Origin of the sequence: Tamlana sp. s12 (assembly GCF_016767215.1) — a bacterium.
Classification (GTDB): domain Bacteria; phylum Bacteroidota; class Bacteroidia; order Flavobacteriales; family Flavobacteriaceae; genus Pseudotamlana; species Pseudotamlana agarivorans.
Genome location: NZ_CP068547.1, coordinates 2,465,988 through 2,483,056 on the forward strand (window position 1 = coordinate 2,465,988; position 17,069 = coordinate 2,483,056).

The 17,069-nt window shown below is 33.9% G+C and carries 19 protein-coding genes and 1 pseudogene; 19 read left to right on the forward strand and 1 reads right to left on the reverse strand.

Annotated elements, in window-relative coordinates; all coding sequences use genetic code 11:
* The first annotated feature begins 1 nt into the window (after position 1).
* From JJL45_RS10790 to JJL45_RS10860, 15 genes and pseudogenes are all read left to right on the forward strand, one after another.
* Positions 2-817, forward strand: coding sequence for a prohibitin family protein (locus JJL45_RS10790; protein WP_067149341.1), 816 nt, complete (start codon positions 2-4; stop codon positions 815-817).
* Between the two features lie 321 nt (positions 818-1,138).
* Complete coding sequence (gene hisG, locus JJL45_RS10795) at positions 1,139-1,996, forward strand: ATP phosphoribosyltransferase (RefSeq protein ID WP_068604769.1); 858 nt, start codon at positions 1,139-1,141, stop codon at positions 1,994-1,996.
* A 102-nt stretch (positions 1,997-2,098) separates the two neighbouring features.
* Positions 2,099-3,385: a histidinol dehydrogenase gene (hisD, locus tag JJL45_RS10800; protein ID WP_068604603.1), complete on the forward strand. Its 1,287-nt coding sequence runs from the start codon at positions 2,099-2,101 to the stop codon at positions 3,383-3,385.
* A gap of 51 nt (positions 3,386-3,436) precedes the next feature.
* Positions 3,437-4,480, forward strand: coding sequence for a histidinol-phosphate transaminase (hisC, locus tag JJL45_RS10805; protein ID WP_068604604.1), 1,044 nt, complete (start codon positions 3,437-3,439; stop codon positions 4,478-4,480).
* Between the two features lie 22 nt (positions 4,481-4,502).
* The gene (locus tag JJL45_RS10810) at positions 4,503-5,069 is read left to right on the forward strand and encodes a GNAT family N-acetyltransferase (protein ID WP_068604607.1); all 567 of its coding nucleotides are present in this window, start codon (positions 4,503-4,505) and stop codon (positions 5,067-5,069) included.
* Between the two features lie 80 nt (positions 5,070-5,149).
* Positions 5,150-6,286 (forward strand): bifunctional histidinol-phosphatase/imidazoleglycerol-phosphate dehydratase HisB, encoded by a 1,137-nt coding sequence (gene hisB, locus JJL45_RS10815; RefSeq protein ID WP_068604608.1) that lies wholly within the window; start codon positions 5,150-5,152, stop codon positions 6,284-6,286.
* Between the two features lie 90 nt (positions 6,287-6,376).
* Complete coding sequence (hisH, locus tag JJL45_RS10820) at positions 6,377-7,018, forward strand: imidazole glycerol phosphate synthase subunit HisH (RefSeq protein WP_068604771.1); 642 nt, start codon at positions 6,377-6,379, stop codon at positions 7,016-7,018.
* A gap of 17 nt (positions 7,019-7,035) precedes the next feature.
* Positions 7,036-7,395: a four helix bundle protein gene (locus JJL45_RS10825; RefSeq protein WP_082935984.1), complete on the forward strand. Its 360-nt coding sequence runs from the start codon at positions 7,036-7,038 to the stop codon at positions 7,393-7,395.
* A 37-nt stretch (positions 7,396-7,432) separates the two neighbouring features.
* Positions 7,433-8,167, forward strand: coding sequence for a 1-(5-phosphoribosyl)-5-[(5-phosphoribosylamino)methylideneamino]imidazole-4-carboxamide isomerase (gene hisA / locus JJL45_RS10830; protein ID WP_068604612.1), 735 nt, complete (start codon positions 7,433-7,435; stop codon positions 8,165-8,167).
* Positions 8,168-8,256: 89 nt separating this feature from the next.
* Positions 8,257-9,012, forward strand: coding sequence for an imidazole glycerol phosphate synthase subunit HisF (gene hisF, locus JJL45_RS10835; protein WP_067149330.1), 756 nt, complete (start codon positions 8,257-8,259; stop codon positions 9,010-9,012).
* 32 nt (positions 9,013-9,044) lie between these two features.
* A pseudogene (hisIE, locus tag JJL45_RS10840) lies at positions 9,045-9,650 on the forward strand (bifunctional phosphoribosyl-AMP cyclohydrolase/phosphoribosyl-ATP diphosphatase HisIE); the annotation flags it as partial.
* A 9-nt stretch (positions 9,651-9,659) separates the two neighbouring features.
* Entirely contained in the window at positions 9,660-10,436 is a 777-nt protein-coding gene (locus tag JJL45_RS10845) for a tRNA pseudouridine synthase A (protein ID WP_068604617.1), read from the forward strand.
* A 366-nt stretch (positions 10,437-10,802) separates the two neighbouring features.
* Complete coding sequence (locus JJL45_RS10850) at positions 10,803-10,964, forward strand: DUF1328 domain-containing protein (RefSeq protein ID WP_068604620.1); 162 nt, start codon at positions 10,803-10,805, stop codon at positions 10,962-10,964.
* A 260-nt stretch (positions 10,965-11,224) separates the two neighbouring features.
* Positions 11,225-11,416, forward strand: a complete 192-nt coding sequence (locus JJL45_RS10855; RefSeq protein WP_068604622.1) for a hypothetical protein — start codon at positions 11,225-11,227, stop codon at positions 11,414-11,416.
* A gap of 121 nt (positions 11,417-11,537) precedes the next feature.
* On the forward strand, positions 11,538-12,218 hold the full coding sequence (locus tag JJL45_RS10860) for a DUF2461 domain-containing protein (RefSeq protein ID WP_068604624.1): 681 nt from the start codon (positions 11,538-11,540) through the stop codon (positions 12,216-12,218).
* Here JJL45_RS10860 and JJL45_RS10865 read toward each other — a convergent pair.
* Positions 12,215-12,631, reverse strand: coding sequence for a glyoxalase (locus tag JJL45_RS10865; protein WP_068604626.1), 417 nt, complete (start codon positions 12,629-12,631; stop codon positions 12,215-12,217). The genes JJL45_RS10860 and JJL45_RS10865 overlap by 4 nt on opposite strands.
* Positions 12,632-12,864: 233 nt before the next feature.
* On the opposite strand from JJL45_RS10865, the gene JJL45_RS10870 reads away from it, so the two are divergent.
* From JJL45_RS10870 to JJL45_RS10885, 4 genes are all read left to right on the forward strand, one after another.
* Entirely contained in the window at positions 12,865-13,251 is a 387-nt protein-coding gene (locus JJL45_RS10870) for an acyl-CoA thioesterase (protein WP_067149317.1), read from the forward strand.
* A 212-nt stretch (positions 13,252-13,463) separates the two neighbouring features.
* Positions 13,464-14,858 (forward strand): 3-isopropylmalate dehydratase large subunit, encoded by a 1,395-nt coding sequence (leuC, locus tag JJL45_RS10875; RefSeq protein WP_068604628.1) that lies wholly within the window; start codon positions 13,464-13,466, stop codon positions 14,856-14,858.
* 85 nt (positions 14,859-14,943) lie between these two features.
* Positions 14,944-15,540, forward strand: coding sequence for a 3-isopropylmalate dehydratase small subunit (leuD, locus tag JJL45_RS10880; protein ID WP_067149313.1), 597 nt, complete (start codon positions 14,944-14,946; stop codon positions 15,538-15,540).
* A gap of 3 nt (positions 15,541-15,543) precedes the next feature.
* Positions 15,544-17,067, forward strand: coding sequence for an alpha-isopropylmalate synthase regulatory domain-containing protein (locus JJL45_RS10885; protein ID WP_068604630.1), 1,524 nt, complete (start codon positions 15,544-15,546; stop codon positions 17,065-17,067).
* The last annotated feature ends 2 nt before the right edge of the window (positions 17,068-17,069 follow it).

Genomic DNA, 17,069 nt, shown 5'->3' on the forward strand with positions numbered 1-17,069 from the left:
AATGGAAAAATTACCTAAAATAGCATTACCCTTTATCATTGCAGTCGTTGTACTGGTTGTTATAATAACAAAATCGGCTGTGACCATAGGTTCTGGTGAAGCAGGTGTATTATATAAAACGTTTGGAGGTGGTGTTGTTACAGATGAAGCAGCGCTCGGTGAAGGTTTTCATATCGTGGCGCCATGGAATAAGGTGTTTGTTTACGAGGTACGTCAACAAGAATTAACAGAGCGTATGAAAGTGTTATCTTCAAATGGATTAGATATTCAGCTTGAAGCAACGGCTTGGTACATGCCAGATATTAAAGATTTGGGGAAATTACACCAAGAAAAGGGTGCTAATTATTTAGATCGTGTATTAAAGCCAGCGATGCGTTCGGCTACAAGATCTGTTGTAGGTCGCTATACTCCAGAGCAAATTTATTCTTCTAAAAGAGATGCTATACAACAAGAAATATTCGATGAAAGTAAAAAAATTGTAAGTGATCAATACATTAATTTAGTTGAAGTTCTTGTACGTGATGTAACGCTTCCGACTGCTATTAAAGATGCTATTGAGCGTAAACTAGGGCAGGAGCAGGAGTCTTTAGAATATGAGTTCAGATTGGTTACAGCTGCTAAAGAAGCAGAAAAAGTAATTATTGAGGCTCAAGGTAAAGCCGATGCGAATAGAATTTTAAGTGCTTCTTTAACTGATAAAATTTTACAAGACAAAGGCATTGAAGCTACTATAAAATTAGCAGAATCTCCAAATAGTAAGGTTGTGGTAATCGGTTCTGGCGACAGTGGCATGCCTATTATATTAGGAAATCAGTAAATAGAAATTAAATAATTCAGTATTTTAATTGTTCCTTTAGAAAATAATGATTTTTAAAGTTTAAAAAATACGGATTATTGAAATTATTAAGAAAGCCCATAGATATTTGGAATATATCATTTTTATTATAGATATTTGTAGGAGAAAAATATAAGACATGACTTTTATTCATATTCATCATCATTTTCAGATTTGCACTCAAGCGAAATGAATTTGTATTGAATAAAATCAACATATAAATTAAACCCGTTTGAGACAATCAAGCGGGTTTTTATTTTTCAAAAATCAACTAAATTGTTTCAAACTCATAAAACCATTAAAATGAGTAAATTAAGAATTGCAGTACAAAAATCGGGTCGATTAAATGAAGATTCGATGAGAATTTTAAAAGATATCGGGATCTCAATCGACAATGGTATTGACCAATTAAAAGCATCGGCTAGGAATTTTCCAGTTGAAGTTTTCTATCTGAGAAATGGCGATATTCCTCAGTATTTAAAAGATGGTGTTGTTGATGCGGCTATTATCGGTGAAAACGTTTTAATTGAAAAAGGTGCCGGAATTAATGTTGTAGAAAAGCTTGGTTTTTCAACCTGTCGTGTTTGTATTGCTGTACCAAAAACTACAAATTACAATTCAATTAAAGATTTAGAAGGTCAGCGTATTGCGACTTCTTATCCGAATACCGTAGAAATGTATTTAAAAGAAAACGGTGTTAGTGCAAACCTACACATCATTAATGGTTCGGTAGAAATTGCTCCAAATATTGGACTTGCTGATGCTATTTGTGATATTGTTTCAAGTGGAAGTACCTTGTTTAAAAACAATTTAAAAGAAGTAGAAACGATTTTAACTTCGGAAGCTGTTTTAGCGGTTTCTCCAAAATTAACAGCGGAAAAACAAGAAATTTTAGATACCATCCAATTTAGAATCAAATCGGTTTTAAAAGGAAGGGATTCTAAATATGTGTTACTAAACGCACCAAACGATAAAGTTCAAGACATTATTAATGTACTTCCAGGTATGAAAAGTCCAACCGTTTTACCTTTAGCGGAAGAAGGATGGAGTTCGATTCACTCTGTGATTAGCAAAAATGAATTTTGGAATGTTATCGACGACCTAAAAGCTAAAGGCGCTCAAGGTATTTTAGTTTGTCCTATTGAAAAAATGGTGTTATAAAGTTGATTATTTCATTTCCACGAAGGTGGAAATCTCATCAAGTTTATATGTGATTATTAAAAGATTTCCGCCTTCGCGGAAATAAAAGAAAAGAAGTTCAGAATGCAAATCATAAATAACCCAAATCGTGAAGATTGGTCGGAAATTCTAAAACGACCAACTCAAACGGTGAACGATATTGAAGACACTGTTAATGTGATTTTTAAAGAAGTTGCTGAAGACAAAGAAGCTGCCATTAAAAAATATACTTTAAAGTTTGATGGGGTAGATTTGGAAAGTAATGAGGTGACTTCAAATGAAATTGAAGAAGCCATTGCCCGTGTTCCAAAAAAGCTTCAAGAGGCTATTAAACTGGCAAAGTCTAATATTGAACGCTTTCATGGGATTCAAAAAACAGCGAAAGTTGAAATAGAAACTACAAATGGCGTACAATGTTGGCAGGAAAAACGTCCTATTCAAAAGGTAGGTTTGTATATTCCAGGAGGTACAGCTCCTTTATTTTCAACCGTTTTAATGCTTGCTGTTCCTGCTCAAATTGCAGGGTGTAAAGAAATCGTACTTTGCTCACCACCGAATAAAGAAGGGAAATTAGCACCAGAAATTTTATTCGCTGCTCAATTATGTGGTGTGACTAAAATTATTAAAGTTGGTGGTATCCAAGCTATTGCTGGGATGACTTTTGGAACAGAATCTATTCCTCAGGTTTATAAAATATTCGGACCAGGAAATCAGTTTGTTACCGTTGCGAAACAAATTGCAACCAAATACGGGGTAGCCATCGATATGCCTGCAGGACCAAGTGAATTATTAGTAGTTGCCGATGATTCTGCAGATGCTTCATACGTGGCTTCAGATTTGTTAAGTCAGGCCGAACACGGTACCGATAGTCAGGTGATTCTGGTGTCAACTTCTCAAAAATTAATTCAAAAAGTTTCGAAAGAAGTTGAAACACAGCTAGCCATACTTCCGCGTAAAGCGATTGCAGAAAAATCTATAGCCAATTCTAAATTAATTTTTGTTGAAAACGACAACTTAGCTTTAGAATTAATCGATGAATATGGTCCGGAACACTTCATTATCTGTTCTAAAAATGAAGATTTGTATGTGAATGGTATTAGTAATGCAGGTTCTGTTTTTATAGGAAACTATACACCAGAAAGTGCCGGTGATTACGCCTCTGGAACCAATCATACCTTACCAACTAACGGATTTTCAAAAGCGTATTCGGGCGTAAATTTAGATAGTTTTATGAAGAGTATGACCTTTCAGAAAATATCGAAACAAGGCCTTTTAAATATTGGAGAAACCATAGAACTTATGGCGGAAGCTGAAGGTTTACAAGCGCATAAAAACGCGGTTTCAATTAGATTAAAAGATTTAAAAAAATAAAACAATATAGACCTTTCAGGTTTTAAAAACCTGAAAGGTCTAAGACAGAAAATGAATATTCAAGATTTAATAAGACCAACCATTAAGGCGCTTAAACCGTATTCGTCTGCAAGGGATGAATTTCAAGGCAATAGTGATGCCATGGTGTTTTTAGATGCTAACGAAAATCCGTATGAAAACGGCGTAAATCGTTACCCCGATCCGCAACAACGTTCAGTGAAATCGTTATTGTCGGAGATCAAAAATGTGCCTACTAAAAACATGCTTTTAGGTAACGGTAGTGACGAAGTTTTAGATTTAATTTTTAGAGCTTTTTGTGAGCCTAATCAGGATAATATCATCACTTTACCACCAACTTATGGTATGTACAGTGTGTTGGCAAATATCAATGCAGTTGCTATAAAAGAAGTGCAATTAGATGCCCAATTTCAGCCTAAAGTAGATGCTATTTTAAATGCAGCAGATGCACATAGTAAATTACTATTTATCTGTTCGCCTAACAACCCTACGGGAAATAGTTTTGCTTCCGAAGCGATTTCAAAATTGCTTAAAAACTTTAAGGGCATTGTGGTTATTGATGAAGCTTACATCGATTTTTCAAACGAAGAAAGTTGGGCAAGCAAGTTATCAGAATTCCCAAATTTAATTGTCACTCAAACGCTTTCAAAAGCTTACGGTATGGCAGGGATTCGTTTAGGGCTTTGTTTTGCTTCCGAAGAAATTATTTCAGTTTTAAATCGTATTAAACCGCCTTACAATGTTAATGAGTTAACGCAGCTCAAGGCTATTGAGCATCTTCAAAATAAGGCTTTAACCGATAAGCAAGTTTCTGTGATTTTAGAAGAACGCGATTTATTGGTGGCTTCGTTGAAAACTGTAGATTATGTTTCTGAAATCTATCCTTCTGATGCGAATTTTGTTTTAGCGAAAGTTGATGATTCTACAAAACGCTACAACCAACTCATAGAAAAAGGGATCGTTATTAGAAACAGAACGACTCAGCCAGGTTGTGAAAACACATTGAGGTTTACCGTTGGGACCCCTGAAGAAAATAAGAAATTGATTGAAGAATTAAAAAGTTTAAGTAAACTCTAAACTTTTATATGAAGTTGTGATAATGGATTTAGAAAAATTTTTCTCATCAGAGTTGATTCTTGAAAACGAATCACTCTTATTACGCCCATTATCAATTGATGATATTGATGGTATTGAACAAATTAGTTACAGTAATGCTCTTGGCGAATTTGGTGCACGCGTAAAAAACAGGGAAGATTTAAATCATTATTTTGATTTTTGTCTTAACTCAAAAATGAATAAAGAACTATATCCATTTATAATTATAAAAAGGAAAACTAACAAGCCAATTGGTTTAACGATGTTTGGAAATATTAATTTTCAGAATAAAAGATTAGAGATTGGATGGACATGGCTTGGGGAAAAATATCAAGGTACTGGTTTAAATGCATCATGCAAAAAATTGCTTTTAGATTATTGTTTTAATGAATTAGACTTACGTCGCGTAGAGTTTAAAATTGATATTAAAAATGTGAAATCGCAAAAAGCTGTTGAAAAGCTTGGTGCTTTTAAGGAAGGCCTTTTAAGAGATTATAATTTTCAATCTTATGGGAACAGTGCTGGCACTTATGTGTATAGTATCTTAAGAGATGAATGGAATAGAGCATAATTTATATTCTGTATTTAATGCAGGGTTTTAGTAGAATTATTAATTAAAAATAGATTTCTGCCTTCGCAGAAATTAAAAAAATGAAGAAAGTATTATTTATAGACCGCGATGGTACGCTTGTTTTGGAGCCACCAGTAGATTACCAACTTGATAGTTTAGAAAAATTAGAATTTTACCCGAAAGTATTTCAATACATGGCTAAAATTGCTAGCGAATTAGATTACGAATTGGTGATGGTAACGAATCAGGATGGTTTAGGAACCGATTCTTTTCCAGAAGACACCTTTTGGCCGGCTCAAAATAAAGTGATTTCAGCTTTCGAAAAAGAAGGCGTTGTATTCACCGATATACATATAGATAAAACCTTTCCGCATGAAAATGCTGAAACACGCAAACCGAAAACAGGACTGCTGACTAAATATTTCTCTGAGGAATATGATTTAGAAAATTCTTTTGTTTTAGGAGATCGTATTACCGATATGGAATTGGCTAAAAACCTTGGAGCTAAAGGGATTTACCTTTCTGAAAACCCGGAATTGGGTGCCGATGAAATTGAGGCTTCTCAAAAGGAAATTAACGATTGTATTGCACTTACCAGTACCGATTGGAAAGCCATTTACGAATTTTTAAAGCTGCAAGATCGTGTTGCTGAGATTACAAGAAACACCAATGAAACACAGATTTACATCAAATTAAACCTTGATGGCTCTGGAAAAAATGATATCAGCACGGGGTTATCTTTTTTCGATCATATGTTAGATCAAATTGGGCGTCATGGCGCTATGGATTTAACCATAAAAGTGAATGGCGATTTAGAAGTAGATGAGCATCATACCATTGAAGACACTATGATTGCCTTTGGAGAATTATTCAACAAAGCTTTAGGTAATAAATTAGGCATTGAACGTTACGGATTTTGCTTACCAATGGATGATTGTTTAGCTCAAGTAGCAGTTGATTTTGGAGGTAGAAATTGGCTAGAATGGGATGCTGAATTTAAACGTGAAAAAATAGGGGATATGCCTACTGAAATGTTTTATCACCTATTTAAATCGTTTACGGACGGTGCGAAATGTAATTTAAACATTAAAGCTGAGGGAGTTAACGAGCATCATAAAATTGAAGGTATTTTTAAAGCTTTTGCTAAAGCCATGAAAATGGCGGTAAAACGTGATGCAAACAAAATGTTTTTGCCGAGTACAAAAGGCGTATTATAGACCCCTAACCCCCAAAAGGGGGAATTAAAAAGTTTCTAAAAAAAAGAAAATTCATAAGATAGCTAATTAACAATGAGTGAGTTTAAAGACATGAGTGAGAGTTCTTCCCCTTCGGGGAAGCTAGAAGGGGCTTCTAAGGCTTCGGTTGTCATCATAAATTACGGCGCTGGAAATATTAAAAGTATACAATTTGCTTTTAAACGTTTGGGTGTTGATGCTGTTTTATCTAACAATCCAGATGAGATTTTAGCAGCTGATAAAATTATTTTCCCAGGCGTTGGCGAGGCAAGTTCTGCTATGAAAATGCTTAAAGAAAGTGGTTTAGATACTTTAATTCCAACTTTAAAACAACCTGTTCTAGGGATTTGCTTAGGCATGCAACTCATGTGTTTATCTACAGAAGAAGGTAACGCGAAAGGTTTAGGCATTTTTCAAACGCATGTAAAACGTTTTTCTAACACCGTTAAAGTGCCACAAATGGGTTGGAATGTGATAAAAGATTTGAAATCCGATTTATTTAAGGGCATTAAAGAAAACGAATACATGTATCTTGTGCATAGTTATTACGCCGAGCATTGTAATGAAACCATTGCTAAAACAGATTACGGTATCAACTATGCTTCAGCTTTACAGCATAATAATTTTTATGGGGTGCAATTTCATCCAGAAAAAAGCAGTACAGCAGGTGCTAAAATTTTAGAGAATTTTCTAAAGTTAGATTTGAAAAGTTAGATATTAAAAGTTTTAAAATGAAAAACGAATTAATTCTACGTACAAAACAGTTTGCTTTAGATTGTTGGTCATTTTGTTTTAAGGTTCCAAAATCTAGAGAATATAATGCCTTTGTTAATCAATTAATCAGAAGTTCAAGTTCTGTAGGAGCCAATTATCGCGCAGCACAACGAGCAAAGTCTACGGCAGACTTTATAAATAAACTAAAAATTGTTGAAGAAGAAGTCGATGAAAGTGTGTATTGGTTAGAGATTTTTGAGGAGTTACTTTCTGGGCATATCTCAGAAATATCTAAACTTCAAAAAGAAGGAAAAGAATTATTAGCAATAACGGTTGCTTCAATTAATACAGCAAAGCGGAATCAACAACGTAAATAACTTTTAATATTTAATATTTTATATTTAAAATTCACTTATGAGAATCATACCAGCCATAGATATCATAGACGGAAAATGTGTGCGTCTTACAAAAGGTGATTACGACACCAAAAAAGTGTATAATGAAAACCCTTTGGAAGTTGCCAAAATGTTTGAAGCTTCGGGCATTGAAAATCTACACCTTGTAGATTTAGATGGCGCAAAAGCTAAGCATATTGTAAATTATAAGGTATTGGAACAGATAGCTGCTAAAACCAAATTGAAAATTGATTTTGGTGGTGGTTTAAAATCCGATGAAGATTTACATATTGCTTTTAATTCAGGAGCCAGACAAATAACCGGAGGTAGTATTGCTGTAAAAGATCCTGAAGTTTTTGAGGGGTGGATAGAAAAATACGGTAGTGAAAAAATTATTTTAGGAGCAGACAGTAACGCAGGAAAAGTCGCAATTAGTGGTTGGCAAGAAGATAGTGAAGAGGAGCTTATTCCGTTTATTAAAGGTTATCAAAACAAAGGTATTAAGTATGTGATTTGCACCGATATTTCTAAGGATGGCATGCTTGAAGGTCCGTCGTTTGAATTGTATAAACAAATCTTAGCTGAGTGTTCTAGTCAAAGTAGTGGGCAGTCGGTTAAATTAATCGCTTCTGGTGGAATTTCAGAAATTGGTGAATTACCAAAATTAAAAGACCTAGGTTGTGAAGGGGTTATTGTAGGAAAAGCCATTTATGAAAACCGCATTAGCTTACATCAATTAGAAAAATACGTTTAAAGTATTGTTTTTTCTATTTCGCGAAAGCGGAAATCTAATTCATAAGATAAAGATTTCCACCTCGATGGAAACTCAAAAAAAGATATTAAATGTTAACAAAAAGAATTGTTCCTTGTTTAGATATTAAAAACGGACGTACCGTAAAAGGTGTGAATTTTGTAGATTTGCGCGATGCTGGAGATCCAGTGGTTTTAGCTAAGCAATATGCCGAACAAGGGGCTGATGAGTTAGTTTTTTTAGATATAGCTGCGACTTTAGAAGGAAGAGGAACCACTTTAGATATGGTTTTACGTGTTGCCGAGCAAGTTAATATTCCGTTTACCGTAGGTGGAGGTATATCGTCAGTAGAACATGTCGATGCGCTTTTACAATGCGGCGCTGATAAGGTTTCTATAAATTCATCAGCGGTTAAAAGACCGGAATTAGTTAATGAATTGTCTAACAAATTTGGAAGTCAGTGTGTGGTAGTTGCTATTGATGCCAAGCAAGTAGAAGGGCAGTGGAAAGTGCATTTAGCAGGAGGAAGCATTCCAACGGAAATTGATTTGTTCGAATGGGCTAAGGAAGTGGAACAACGTGGTGCTGGTGAAATTTTATTCACGTCAATGAATCACGATGGTACCAAAAATGGATTTGCCAATGAAGCTTTGGCTAAATTATCGGAGACTTTAAATATTCCAATAATTGCATCAGGTGGAGCAGGAAATGTTCAGCATTTTATAGATACTTTTAAAGATGGAAAATCGGATGCAGCATTAGCAGCTAGTGTGTTTCATTTTGGCGAAATACCAATTCCGCAGTTAAAAGAAGAATTGAAAAAAAATAATATAGAAGTACGACTTTAGGTCGTCATACTGAACATGTTTCAGTATCACATAAAGAAATTATCATGACTATTAAATACGACTCAAACGGACTCGTTCCAGCGATTATTCAAGATGCAACCACAGCTAAAGTATTGATGCTAGGGTATATGAATGAAGAATCATACCAAAAAACCATTGAAACGAATAAGGTTACTTTTTTTAGTAGAAGTAAACAACGTTTATGGACTAAAGGTGAGGAAAGTGGAAACTTCTTAAACCTTGTGAGTATAAAAAATGATTGTGATAACGATTCGCTTTTAATCCAAGTAAATCCAGTTGGTCCAACTTGTCATAAAGGAACAGACACTTGTTGGGCTGAGGAAAATAAAGCGTCTTATGGTTTCTTTTCTACCTTAGAAAATGTGATTGCCGAGCGTGTTGCTAATAAGGATACTAAAAAATCTTATGTAGCCAGTTTGTTTGATAAAGGGATTAATAAAGTCGCTCAAAAAGTAGGAGAGGAGGCTGTTGAAACCGTTATTGAAGCCATGGATAACAATGATGAATTGTTTTTATATGAGTCTGCCGATTTACTATTTCACTACCTCATGTTACTTCAAGCAAAAGGATTTACCCTTAAAGATATTGAAGCTGAATTAAAAGGAAGACATAAGTAATTCCGAGGTTTGAAAAAGTTTTTCTACGTTTTTAATATACAATATTTAGGATATCGTTTTCACGGATGGCAAAAACAGCCAGATGTGAAAACCTTACACCTTATGGTGGATAGAACTCTAAATTATATCCTGGAAGGCAAACCTTTTAAGAGTTTAAGTTCTGGGCGTACTGATGCCATGGTTTCGGCAGAATGTGCAGCTTTCGAATTGTTTTTGCAGGAACCTATTGAAGATCAGGAGGCTTTTCTTGAATTATTCAATTATAACTTACCTCAAGATATTCGAGCCTTGAGTATTCGAGAAGTTGATGCTAAGTTCAATATCATTAACAACTCTAAAATTAAAGAGTATTTATATTTATTCACTTACGGAGAAAAGTGCCATCCTTTTTGTGCACCAATCATGACGACCATTTTAGATGATTTGGATATCGAATTGATGAAAGAAGGAGCGAAACTTTTTGAAGGTGAACATTATGTACGTTCGTACTGCTACAAACCAACCGATAATGGTATCTATACAAGAGAAATTTTAACTTGTGAATTGGTTGAAAACACAATCTATACCGCCAATTACTTTCCGGAACAATCTTATATTTTACGTGTTAGGGGTAAAGGATTCATGCGTAATCAAATTCGATTAATGATGGGAACACTTATCGATTTAGGAAAAGGTAAACTTACTCTTGAAGATATTCGTGTAAGTTTATTACCTGATAGTATCGTAAAAATGGAATACATTGCTCCGGCTTCAGGGTTAATTCTGAATAAAATTGATTTCATTTAAATTTTTCTTCGAAAAATCAATTACACAAACAGCCATTGAGCATTTTTAATAATTTTCAGCTTAAATTACCAGATTTTAGTGTTACGCTATTTGTTCTGGATAATTATTAGGCTCAACCTATGTTGTTGTTTATTAGGTTGTTATGAGTATTTCTTCTCTTTATTAAGCTAAATGAGTTAAAAATTGTTTTTATGAGCTAAAATTAGTTCTTCAGTGTAAGGATTATTTTACTAACTTTATTTTGTATAAAAAAAGGTGCTATACAAATTAATGTATAACGCTTTAAATTAGTCATTTACAAATCTCTAATAATTAGAGTAAGTTTACCTCAAGTGTAAGCTTTAACTATAATCAAAATCAAAAATTATGTTACGTTGGACCATCACTTTTATTATCATTGCGTTAATCGCTGGAGTTTTAGGCTTTGGAGGAATAGCAGGAGCTTCTGCAGGAATTGCTAAAATTCTCTTTTATATTTTTATCATTCTATTTATTTTCTCTTTGTTAAGAGGTGTGATGAAAAAATAAGAAGTCTTAAAAGTCGATTATACGTCTATCTGAACTTATTTCAAATTCTCATATTATGAGATTTTGTGATAAGCACAGAATGACAACTGTTTTAACTTTTAAAACATCTTGTTCAAATTAATTTTGTAACAAGCATTAAAGTTTATTCTGCCTTGAAATCATGTGTGGTTTCGAAGATCTGTTGTGAAATGGATTGACTAAAATCTAGTAGCAGAATAACTTTTAATAAAATCAATAATTAACTATAAACATTCAAAATTATGAAGAAAATAATATTAGTATTAGCTTTATTATTTACGGTATCAACTGTATTTACGAGCTGTAGAGAAAAGAAAGAAACACCCGGTGAAAAAATTGAAGAAGCTGTAGAGGATACAGGTGACGCGCTTGAAGATGCGGCAGATGATGTTGAAGATGCCGTGGATGATGCTGTCGATGAAATAGAACAGTAATAATAACATGCAAATAAATACCATGTAAAAATTCATGGTGATTTTATGTATAATAAACTAGAAAAGTCTCGAGCAACTCGAGACTTTTTGTATTTTTAAAAGATTTAAAAATAAAAATTCTATGAGTTTAGTAATACAACCTTCTGTTTTTGACTTCTTCAAAAAATTAGAAAAAAATAACAACCGTGATTGGTTTAATGACCATAAAAAGGAGTTTAAAGCCAAAGAAGGTGAAGTAAAAGAGTTTTATAATGCTGTTTTAAATCAACTGAATACTCATGATGAAATTGATAAACTAAAAATATTTAGAATTTATCGTGATGTACGATTTTCTAAAAACAAATTACCTTACAAAACACATTTTGGTGGTTCATTTCACAGAGCTAAACCTCGTTTAAGGGGAGGTTACTATTTGCATATTCAACCCAATAATGAAAGTTTTATTGCTACAGGATTTTGGGATCCTGCCAAGGAAGATCTATTAAGAATTAGAAAAGAATTTGAAATGGATGACTCTGAAATCCGAGACATCATTGAAGAAAAATCATTTAAAGCTGTTTGGAGTGAACTTGTTGGTGATGAAGTTAAAACAGCACCTAAAGGCTTTAGCAAAACGCATAAAGCCATCGATTTAATTAAGAAAAAGCAATTTTTATTCGTTAAAAAGTATAGCGATAAAGAGGTTTTGGATGCTCAGTTTTTAGAAAATATAAGCCATGCGTTTAAAATAATCCGCCCATATTTTGATTATATGAGTGATGTTTTAACCACAGACTTAAATGGTGTTTCTGTAATAGATTAAACGGCTTTAAGGTATTCAGGGTTGTCAAATAATTGAATTTGACTTAATAACCGTTCTTTTACAAAATTCATCATGCGTTTGTTTAAAGCCGAAGAATTCTCAATATAAACGAGGAATTCTTCAACAGTAAATTGGCCGATAATCATACCTTTCATTGAATTTCTAAGCTTCATGTCTCTTTGTATGGCGTTTTCTATATAAGCCATGCGCTTTTCTAAAGTAAATTCATGAAAAACGGATTTGTGCTTTCTGATGTAATTTTTGAAAACCTCTACGAGTAAGTCATTTTGTAGTTTTATAATGGGTCTCAGAACTAAATTTTGAAACCGCTCATCGGTACTCATGTTTTCGTTAATGGTCTCGCCTAAAATCTCAGGTCGAATGTTGGTCAGATTTGATTGTCTAGTGCTCATTTTTTGGAGATTTTACTTAAAAATAGATATTAAATAAGCGCTTGATATTAAATTAACTTTATAATTATTAACGGGTTTATTAACATTCGAGAATTTCTTACCTTTAAAAATTTTATGGAAAGCTTTGAATTCACTTGCTATGCGTGGTGATTTCAGACTTTGATTTTAAAAAAAATAAACCATTGATTTTTAGAATAAAACGAAGAATAAATTTTAATACTTAATTATATAATATGAATTTTCACACAAGAAAATGGATTAAACCAGAAGATTTAAATGCCAATGGAACCTTATTTGGAGGCCGTTTACTCGATTGGATTGATGAAGAAGCAGCGCTTTACACAATCATTCAATTAGAAAACCCTAAAGTAGTAACAAAATACATTAGTGAAATTGATTTTAGAGCTTCGGCAAAACAAGGAGATATTATTGAAATTGGTATTAGTCCTGTGAAGTTTGGAAAAGCCTCGTTAACCTTAAGTTGTGAAGTTAGAAATAAGATGACTAGGGAAACCATTATTACGATTTCAAATATAGTGATGGTTAATATTGGACCCGACGGTAAGCCTTTACCACACGGTAAAACAAAGGTGGAATACGTTAAAGATAGGTTACAATAAAATTGATTGAAAATTGCAATCAATTTTAATAATCTGTTGAAAAAAAAGCAGTTTATGTCTTATCCACTGTTAATTTTATAAAAATTTAATAACAAGGAGGTATTAAGTTTTTAATAATTGTAATAAAACATAAATTTGTATTCCTTAATAAGCTAGGTATGCCTTGATCAATTCGATTTGAAGGCGTTTTAATACATTATAATAAAAAAATTATGAGTAAATCATTGTTTGACAAAGTGTGGGATTCCCATGTTGTAAGAAAAATTGAAGATGGTCCAGATGTGTTGTATATCGATCGTCATTTAATTCATGAAGTAACTAGTCCTGTGGCCTTTGTTGGTTTAAAGAGTAGAGGTTTAACCGTATTATATCCAAAGCGTACTTTTGCAGTTGCGGATCATAATACACCTACAATTAACCAACATTTACCTGTTGAAGACCCGTTATCTGCTAATCAATTAAAAACATTAGAAAATAACGCTAATGAATATGGTATTAGTCACTGGGGACTTGGACACCAAAATAATGGTATTGTTCACGTTGTAGGACCAGAGAATGGTATTACACTTCCAGGAGCAACTATTGTTTGTGGAGATTCACATACGTCAACTCATGGTGCTTTTGGAGCCATTGCTTTTGGTATAGGTACTTCAGAGGTAGAAATGGTGCTTACTACACAATGTATTATGCAGCCTAAGCCTAAAAAAATGCGTATCAACATAAACGGGCCTTTAAGCAAAGGGGTAACACCTAAAGATGTTGGTCTTTATATCATTTCTCAATTAACAACTTCTGGTGCTACTGGATATTTTGTTGAGTATGCTGGTGATGTTTTCGAAAACATGAGTATGGAAGGCCGTATGACGGTTTGTAACTTATCTATTGAAATGGGTGCCCGTGGTGGTATGATTGCTCCAGATGAAAAAACTTTCGAATACATTAAAGGGCGTCCAATGACACCTAAAGGAGCTGATTGGGATAAAGCCATGGAATATTGGGAAACCTTGAAAACTGACGAAGGTGTTGTTTTTGATAAAGAATATACTTTTGATGCAAGCGATATTGAGCCTATGATTACCTACGGAACGAATCCAGGTATGGGTATGGGTATTTCTAAAAACATCCCATCTGCTGACTCTGTTGAAGGCGGTAAAGCAACTTACGATAAATCTTTAGCTTACATGGGGTATGCTGAAGATGAGCAAATGATTGGAAAGAAAATTGATTACGTATTTATTGGTTCTTGTACTAATGGACGTATCGAAGATTTCCGTGCTTTTGCATCGATTGTAAAAGGAAGAAAAAAGGCTGATAATGTAACAGCTTGGTTAGTACCAGGTTCACACATTGTTGAAGCCAAAATAAAAGAAGAAGGTTTGTTAGATATTTTTGAAGAAGCTGGATTTGTACTTAGAGAACCAGGTTGTTCGGCTTGTTTAGCGATGAATGATGATAAAGTACCTGCAGGGAAATATGCGGTAAGTACATCAAACAGAAACTTTGAAGGTCGTCAAGGTCCTGGATCAAGAACCTTATTAGCTAGTCCTTTAGTGGCTGCTGCAGCTGCTGTAACTGGCGTTGTTACCGATCCTAGAGAACTTTTATAATTAATAATTAACAATGAATAGTTAGAAATTTAAGTAAAGGATTTAAAACCTTTCTCTTTTAACTTTTCACTTTTAACTTGAAAAAATGGCTTACGATAAATTTACAAAATTAACTAGTACTGCAGTTCCATTGCCAATCGAGAACGTAGATACTGATCAAATTATACCAGCACGTTTTTTAAAAGCAACAACTCGTGATGGTTTTGGTGATAACTTATTCCGTGACTGGAGATACAATGGTGATGATACACCAAAAGAAGATTTCGTTTTAAACAACCCTATTTACAGTGGTAAAATCCTTTTAGGAGGAAAGAACTTTGGTTCTGGATCTTCAAGAGAGCACGCTGCATGGGCGGTTTATGATTACGGATTTCGTTGCGTAGTATCTAGTTTCTTCGCAGATATCTTTAAAAATAACTGTTTGAACATTGGTGTATTACCAGTTCAAATTTCTCCGGAATTTTTGAATGAAATTTTTGAAGCGGTTTACGAAGATCCTAAAACGGAACTGGTAATCGATTTAGAGGCTCAAACAATTACATTACCATCATCTGGTACACAAGAATCATTTGATATTAATGGTTACAAAAAAGGTAACATGTTAAATGGTTTTGATGATATTGATTACTTACAGAGCATGAAAAGTGAAATTGAAAGTTTTACTGAAACACGCCCGTTCTAAAGCATGAGTTTTAGAAAAATAGAAATAATGGATACGACATTACGCGATGGTGAACAAACCTCGAGTGTGTCGTTTTCTGCTTCTGAGAAGTTGACAATCGCAAAGCTTTTACTTGAAGAATTAAAAGTGGACCGAATTGAAATTGCCTCGGCACGTGTGTCTGAAGGCGAGCTTCAAGCGGTAAAAGATGTTACGAAATGGGCAGCAGAAAATAATCATTTGTCAGCCGTAGAAGTTTTAACGTTTGTTGATAAAGGTGTTTCTATAAACTGGATGCTTGAGGCAGGTGCTAAGGTGCAGAACCTACTCACTAAAGGTTCATTAAATCATTTAACTCATCAGCTTAAAAAGACTCCAAATCAACATTTTGAGGAAATAAAAGAAAATATTGAGCTTGCTCAGAATCACGGTATCATTACTAATGTATATTTAGAAGATTGGAGTAATGGTATGCGAAATTCAAAAGCTTATGTTTATGAGTTTTTAGACTTTTTATCCTCACAAGCTGTAACACGAATTATGCTTCCAGATACTTTGGGAATATTAACGCCCGAAGAATCGTTTAACTTCATTAAAGAAATAAAGGAAGCTTATCCTAAAATGCATTTTGATTTCCATGCTCATAATGATTATGATTTAGGAGTAGCGAATGTCATGGCTGGTTTAAATGCTGGTGCCGACGGATTGCATCTTACCGTTAATGGTATGGGCGAGCGTGCTGGAAATGCACCAATGTCTAGTACCATAGCTGTAATTAACGATTTTATGCCTCACCTTAAAATTGGGGTTAATGAGAAGATGTTATACACGGTTAGTAAATTGGTAGAAAACTTTTCAGGATTAGTTATTCCTTCTAATAAGCCTATAATTGGAGCGAATGTTTTTACGCAAACTGCTGGTATTCATGCCGATGGTGATAGTAAAAACAATCTCTATTTTAGCGATTTAATGCCAGAACGTTTCGGCAGAACTCGTAAGTATGCTTTAGGGAAATCATCTGGTAAAGCTAATATTCAAAAGAATTTACAGGAACTCGGACTTCAGCTTAACGACGAAGATTTAAAAAAGGTAACCCAACGTATTATTGAGTTGGGGGACAAAAAGCAAGTGGTTACCAAGGAGGATTTACCATATATTATTTCTGATGTTTTAGATAGAACATATGAGGAAAAAGTAAAGGTTAATACCTATGTGCTTACACATTCAAAAGGATTGAAACCTACAACATCGGTTTCCATTACTATAGAAGGTGAAACTTTTGAAGAGAATGCACAGGGCGACGGACAATTTGATGCTTTTATGAATGCTATTAAAAGTATATTTAAAAACGAGCGCTTAATGGTTTTGCCAGACTTAATCGATTATGCTGTTAGAATTCCACCAGGAAGTCGTTCGGATGCCTTATGTGAAACCATTATTACCTGGAAAAACACCGAAAAGGAGTTTAAAACCAGAGGTTTAGATTCCGATCAAACAGTTTCGGCGATTATAGCAACCGAAAAGATGTTGAATATCATTATTAATTAATT